The 5,743-nt window shown below is 73.2% G+C and carries 7 protein-coding genes; 4 read left to right on the forward strand and 3 right to left on the reverse strand.

Features of this window, described 5'->3' with window-relative positions; genetic code table 11:
• A partial coding sequence (locus FV230_RS23510; RefSeq protein WP_246694972.1) for a cytochrome c family protein occupies positions 1-836 on the reverse strand: 836 nt, incomplete at its 3' end.
• 297 nt (positions 837-1,133) lie between these two features.
• On the opposite strand from FV230_RS23510, the gene FV230_RS23515 reads away from it, so the two are divergent.
• Complete coding sequence (locus FV230_RS23515; RefSeq protein WP_147729379.1) at positions 1,134-1,877, forward strand: 3-deoxy-manno-octulosonate cytidylyltransferase; 744 nt, start codon at positions 1,134-1,136, stop codon at positions 1,875-1,877.
• Positions 1,878-1,885: 8 nt separating this feature from the next.
• Positions 1,886-2,746 carry a prephenate dehydratase gene (locus FV230_RS23520; RefSeq protein WP_147729380.1) on the forward strand — a complete coding sequence of 287 codons (861 nt, stop codon included), beginning with the start codon at positions 1,886-1,888 and terminating at the stop codon, positions 2,744-2,746.
• 1 nt (position 2,747) lies between these two features.
• Here the strand turns inward: FV230_RS23520 and FV230_RS23525 are convergent, their stop codons facing one another.
• A complete protein-coding gene (locus tag FV230_RS23525) occupies positions 2,748-3,473 on the reverse strand; it encodes a tyrosine-protein phosphatase (RefSeq protein ID WP_147844116.1) in 726 nt (241 codons plus the stop codon).
• A gap of 192 nt (positions 3,474-3,665) precedes the next feature.
• On the opposite strand from FV230_RS23525, the gene FV230_RS23530 reads away from it, so the two are divergent.
• Together FV230_RS23530 and ppa are read left to right on the forward strand one after the other, a co-directional pair.
• Positions 3,666-4,172 (forward strand): GNAT family N-acetyltransferase, encoded by a 507-nt coding sequence (locus tag FV230_RS23530; protein WP_147844117.1) that lies wholly within the window; start codon positions 3,666-3,668, stop codon positions 4,170-4,172.
• Between the two features lie 117 nt (positions 4,173-4,289).
• Positions 4,290-4,826: an inorganic diphosphatase gene (gene ppa / locus FV230_RS23535; RefSeq protein WP_147730016.1), complete on the forward strand. Its 537-nt coding sequence runs from the start codon at positions 4,290-4,292 to the stop codon at positions 4,824-4,826.
• 85 nt (positions 4,827-4,911) lie between these two features.
• On the opposite strand, the gene FV230_RS23540 is transcribed toward ppa, so the two are convergent.
• A partial coding sequence (locus tag FV230_RS23540; protein WP_147844118.1) for an FAD-dependent monooxygenase occupies positions 4,912-5,743 on the reverse strand: 832 nt, incomplete at its 5' end.

Consider the following 5,743-nt stretch of genomic DNA (forward strand, 5'->3'; position numbering starts at 1 on the left):
CCGCTGCTCTCGGGCGCCGACTTCTGCTCGACCGCGTTGCGGTTCTCGGAGCCGGCGCCGGCGGGCGCGCCGGGCGGCTTCTCGGTCACCGGCTTGGCGCCCTCCGCCTTGGTGTCGGCGGGCTTGGCCGGGCTGTCCTTGCCCTCGGAGGCCTTGCCGGCCGCCGGCTTCTCGGAGGTCGGCTTGTCCGCCGGCTTGGCTTCGGCGGGCTTGGCGGCGGCGGGCTTGGCGTCGGCCGGCTTGTCGGCGGCCGGCTTGTCGGCGGGCTTGGCATCGGCGGGCTTGGCATCGGCCGCCTTCTCGACCGCCGGCAGCGGCTTGGGGCTGTCCGACAGGGTGTGGAGGTAGGCGATGACGTTGGCGCGCTCCTGAGGCGAGCTGATGCCGGCGAACGCCATCTTGGTGCCCTTCACGTAGGCCTTGGGGCTCGTGAGGAACTCGTCGAGGTCGGCGTAGGTCCAGGTGCCGCCCTTCTCCTTCATGCCGGCCGAGTAGTCGAAGCCCTCGTGGCTGCCCTTCTTGCGCTCGACCACCTCCCACAGGTCGGGGCCGACCTTGTTCGGGCCGCCCTTCTCGAAGCTGTGGCAGGCCTGGCACGCCTTGGTGCCGCCCTGGCCCTTCTCGACGTTGGCGGAGGCCAGCCGCACGGCGATCGGCTCGACCTTGGCGGCCTCGGGCGCCGCGGCGCTCTCCTCCTTGGCCTCGGGCAGGTCGTAGCCGGCCTTGCCCGCGGGCTTGGGATGGTAGATCAGCTCGGCGACGAAGCCCGATCCGGCCACCAACAGCAGGGCGCCGAGCACCGCACCGGCCACCTTGTTCAGCTCGAACGAGTCCATGCTTTCTTCAACTCCTGTCGCGCTGCGCGGCGGGCGAATCCGCGCCCGGCCTGCCGGCGCCGGACTTTGGAAGATTTCGAGGGTGCTTAGCCGCTCGAAGCCGACCTTGACAATGGCGGAATGGGTGACAGTCGGCACACGATTGGTCGCACGCCGCCGCCCGCCTCGACGCGCCCGGGCGGCGCGAGTGCCCGCGCCGCGCGCCCGAGGCCCGGCGCACGGCTTCGATGACAAGCCGGCGGGCGCCTGTTAAGCACCGGCCCGCGGCCCGGCCGCCGTCCCGCAGATCGCCCGTCGATGTCCGATCCCCTCGTCCTGATCCCCGCCCGCCTCGCGGCGACGCGGCTGCCGAACAAGCCCCTGGCGCTGATCGCCGGCGAGGCGATGATCGTGCATGTCTGGCGCCGCGCGGTCGAGGCCGGGATCGGGCCGGTGGTCGTCGCCACCGACACCGCCGAGATCGCCGCCGCGGTCGAGGCGGTGGGCGGCGTCGCGGTGATGACGCGGGCCGATCACCCGTCGGGCTCCGACCGCCTCGCCGAGGCCCTGGAGATCGTCGACCCGCAGGGCAACCACGACGTCGTCGTCAACGTGCAGGGCGACCTGCCGACGATCGATCCGCGGGCGATCGGGGCGGCGGTGGCGCTGCTCGCCGACCGCGCGGTCGACATCGCCACGCTGTGCGCGCCGATCGTCGACCCGGCGGAGGCCGAGAACCCGAACGTGGTCAAGCTCGTCGGCCACACGGTCGGGCCGGAGCGCCTGCGCGCGCTCTACTTCACCCGCGCCCGCGCCCCCTGGGGCGACGGGCCGCTGTTCCACCATATCGGCCTCTACGCCTATCGCCGCCGGGCGCTGGCGCGCTTCATGGCGCTGCCGCCGGGCGAGCTCGAGACCCGCGAGAAGCTGGAGCAGCTCCGCGCGCTGGAGGCCGGGATGCGCATCGACGCCGCGATCGTCGACGACCTGCCGCTCGGCGTCGACACCCCCGCCGACCTGGAGCGCGCCCGCGCGCTGCTCGGCGCCCGCCGCCTCAACTGACCGTTGCGATGACCGATCCGAAGACCATCAGCTACCAGGGCGAGCCCGGCGCCAACTCGCACATCATCTGCGCGGAGGCCTACCCGGACTGGACCGCCCTGCCCTGCCCCACCTTCGAGGACGCCTTCGCGGCGGTCACCGAGGGCCGTGCGCAGGCGGCGATGATCCCGATCGAGAACTCGATCGCCGGCCGCGTCGCCGACATCCACCACCTGATCCCGACCTCGGCCCTGCACATCGTCGCCGAGCACTTCCTGCCGATCCACTTCCAGCTCATGGTGCTGCCGGGCACGCGGATCGAGGACCTGCGCTCGGTCCACACCCACGTCCACGCGCTCGGCCAGTGCCGTCGCATCATCCGGCGGCTCGGCCTCAAGGCGGTGGTGGCCGGCGACACCGCGGGCGCCGCCCGCGAGGTGATGGAGGCGGGCGATCCTTCCCGCGCGGCGCTGGCGCCGGCTCTGGCGGCGGAGGTCTACGGCCTCGACATCCTCGCCCGCGACGTCGAGGACGAGGCCCACAACACGACGCGCTTCGTGGTGTTCCGCCCCGAGGCCCTGCCGGTGGCGGCGGGCGACCGCCCGATGGTGACGAGCTTCGTCTTCCGGGTGCGCAACATCCCGGCCGCGCTCTACAAGGCGCTCGGCGGCTTCGCGACCAACGGCGTCAACATGTCGAAGCTCGAGAGCTACATGGTCGACGGCGAGTTCACCGCGACGCAGTTCTACGCCGAGGTCGACGGCCATCCCGAGGAGCCGGGCCTCGCCCGCGCGCTGGCCGAGCTCGCCTACTTCTCGCGCGAGCTGCGGATCGTCGGGACCTACCCGGCCCACCCGTTCCGCGACGCGGCGCGGCCGGCGGCGGAGTAGCTCACTCCCGCCCGATCACCCGGTCGACCACCACGTCGGACCAGAAGCCCGGCCGGAAGCCGCGCTTGAGCGCCTCCGGGTCGTAGACGGTCTCGACCCAGGTCAGGAAGTCGAGCCCCTGCCCTGCGCCCTCCAGGGCGTAGCGGGCGAAGAACGCATCCAGGATCCCGGTCTTGGCGAAGCGGAAATGGCCGTAGCGGGCCGAGAGCTGGCGCGCGGCCTCCGCCACCGGGCGGTCCTCGTGCAGGATCAGGTAGAGGGCGGCGCCCAGGCCCGCCCGGTCGGCGCCCGACTTGCAGTGCATCACCGCCGGGTATTCGAGGCCGGCGAAGAAGTCGCGCGCGGCCAGGATCGTCTCGCGGGAGGGCGCCTCGCGCGAGCGCAGCACGAACTCGACGAGCTTGAGCCCCTGGCGCTCGCAGGCCTCGCGCTCCAGCGGCCAGGAGCCGTGCTCGCGCCCGCCGCGCAGCGAGACCACGGTGCGGACCCCCTCCGCCCGGAAGCGCGCCAGCTGGTGCGGGCCCGGCTGGGCCGAGCGCCACATCTTGCCCGTGCCGATCCGGTGGCGGTTGAGATAGGCCATCCGGAAGATGCCGTGATCGACGAACAGCATGTTCGCCCAGGCGCCGAGCCGTGCCGGCGCGCCGCTGATCGGCCGCGCGAAGCGCTCGATGCGGGCCATGCGCCGGGCGTAGCGGGTCTCGGGGCTGAGGAAGCGGTTGAACACGGGCTCTCGCGGTGGTGGCGAGGGGCAGGCTCTATCAGCGCGCCCCCGGGCCGGCAATTCGGCATCTCCCTTGCCTGTACCGGTCGCGAAGGGCGCTTGGCTGCCTTCTGTTCGCCCCGATCGGGGGCGAACCTGACGGCCTGCCGCGGGTTGCCCCCCGCCAACCGCACGATCGAACCGAAGGGTCCGGCCATGAGCACCCGCACCACGAGCATCCGCCGGGCCCGCAACGCGGATGTCGGCGCGCTGTCGGCGGTGTTCGATGCGGCCTGGCGCGAGGCCTATCGCGGGATCATCCCGGGCGTGGCGCTGGAGCGGCTGATCGCGCAGCGCGACGGCGCGTGGTGGCGCGCCGCGCTCAAGCGCGGCCGGCCGATCGCGGTGGTCGAGACCGCCGACACGGTGGTCGGCTACGCCGGCTACGGCCGCGCCCGCAGCCGGTCGCTCGGCGTCGAGGGCGAGGTCGACGAGCTCTATCTCCGGCCGGAATACCAGGGCGTCGGCCTCGGGCGGCGCCTGTTCCTGGCGGTCCGCAACGACCTCGCCGACCACGGCCTGGCGCGGATCGGCGCCTGGACGCTGGAGGACAACGCCCGCGCCGCCGACTTCTACGCCGGCCTCGGCGGGCGACCCGGCCCGCGCGCGCTCGACCGCTTGGCCGGCGTGCCGCTGCCGAAGGTCGGCTACCTGTTCGGCTGACGGTTCTTCCCGTTCGTCGCGGCGTGCGGCGCGGCGCGGATTTGCTTCGCGCGCCAAGGGCTTTATGAGACCCGCGCAACGGGGCGAGGCCCCGATCTTCCGGGATGCGCCAGCGCCATGATCATCGACAACATCTCGATCGGCAAGAACCCGCCGCACGACGTCAACGTCATCATCGAGGTGCCGCTCGGCGGCGAACCGATCAAGTACGAGATGGACAAGGAAGCCGGCGCGCTCGTCGTCGACCGCTTCCTCTACACCCCGATGTTCTACCCGGGGAACTACGGCTTCATCCCGCACACCCTGTCCGGCGACGGCGACCCCTGCGACGTGCTGGTGGCCAACACCCGCGCCGTGGCGCCCGGCGCGATCATGAGCGCCCGCGTGGTCGGCGTGATGGTGATGGAGGACGAGGGCGGCGAGGACGAGAAGATCATCGCCGTGCCCTCGCGCCACCTCACCAAGCGCTACGACCGGATCGAGAACTACACCGACCTGCCCGAGATCACGATCCAGCAGATCCAGCACTTCTTCGAGCACTACAAGGATCTCGAGCCCGGCAAGTGGGTCAAGTTCGTGCGCTGGGGCGACAAGGCCGAGGCCCACCGCCTGATCCACGAGGCGATCGACCGCGCCAAGAAGGCCAAGGCCTGAAGGGTTTCCCCGGGCCGATCGAGGCCCGCGCCCGGCTCCCTTCCCCGCGGACGGGGAGAGAGCCGGGCGCGTCGAAGAGATGACGTCAGAGCGCCTCGCCGCGCAGCAGGCGCGGCTGGGCGCCGCGCGCGGCGGCGGCCTCGCCGACGAAGAAGCGCTTGAGGCCGGGCATCCGGTCGACGAGGCCGAGGCCCAGGTCGCGGGCGATCCGCAGCGGCAGGGCGTCGTTCGAGAACAGCCGGTTGAGCCCGTCGGTCGCCGCCGCCATCGCCAGCGTGTCGAACCGGCGCGCCCGCTCGTAGGCGACGAGCACGTCCGCCGCGCCGGGATCGAGCCCGAGGCGCAGGGCGCCGGTGACCGCCTCGGCGAGGGCCGCCGCATCCGCCAGGCCGAGATTGAGGCCCTGGCCCGCGATCGGGTGGATGACGTGGGCGGCATCCCCCAGGAGCGCGAGGCGTTCGGCGCGGAAGCGCCGGGCGATGCCGAAGGCGAGCGGATGGGCGCTCGGGCCCTGCTCCAGGGCCAGCCGCCCGAGATCGGGCGTGAACCGGCGCTCGATCTCGGCCAGCACCGCGTCGGGCTCGCCCCCGAGCAGGGCGTCGACGTCGGCGGCCCGCTCGGTCCAGACGATCGAGGAGCGGTGCCCTTGCGGCCCGTCGGCCAGCGGCAGGATCGCGAACGGCCCGCTCGGGAGGAAGTGCTCGGTCGCCCGGCCCCCGTGCGGACGCGCGTGCCGGATCGTCGCGACGATGCCCGTCTGCGGGTACGACCAGCCGACCCAGCCGATCCCGGCCGCCTCGCGCAGGCGCGAGCGCGCCCCGTCGGCGGCCACCAGCAGCGCGGCCCGGAGGGTGCGGCCGTCGGAGAGGGTGGCGCGGATCGCGTCGCCGTCGGGCACCGCGCGGGCGATCCCGACC

Origin of the sequence: Methylobacterium sp. WL6, assembly GCF_008040095.1 — a bacterium.
Classification (GTDB): Bacteria; Pseudomonadota; Alphaproteobacteria; order Rhizobiales; family Beijerinckiaceae; genus Methylobacterium.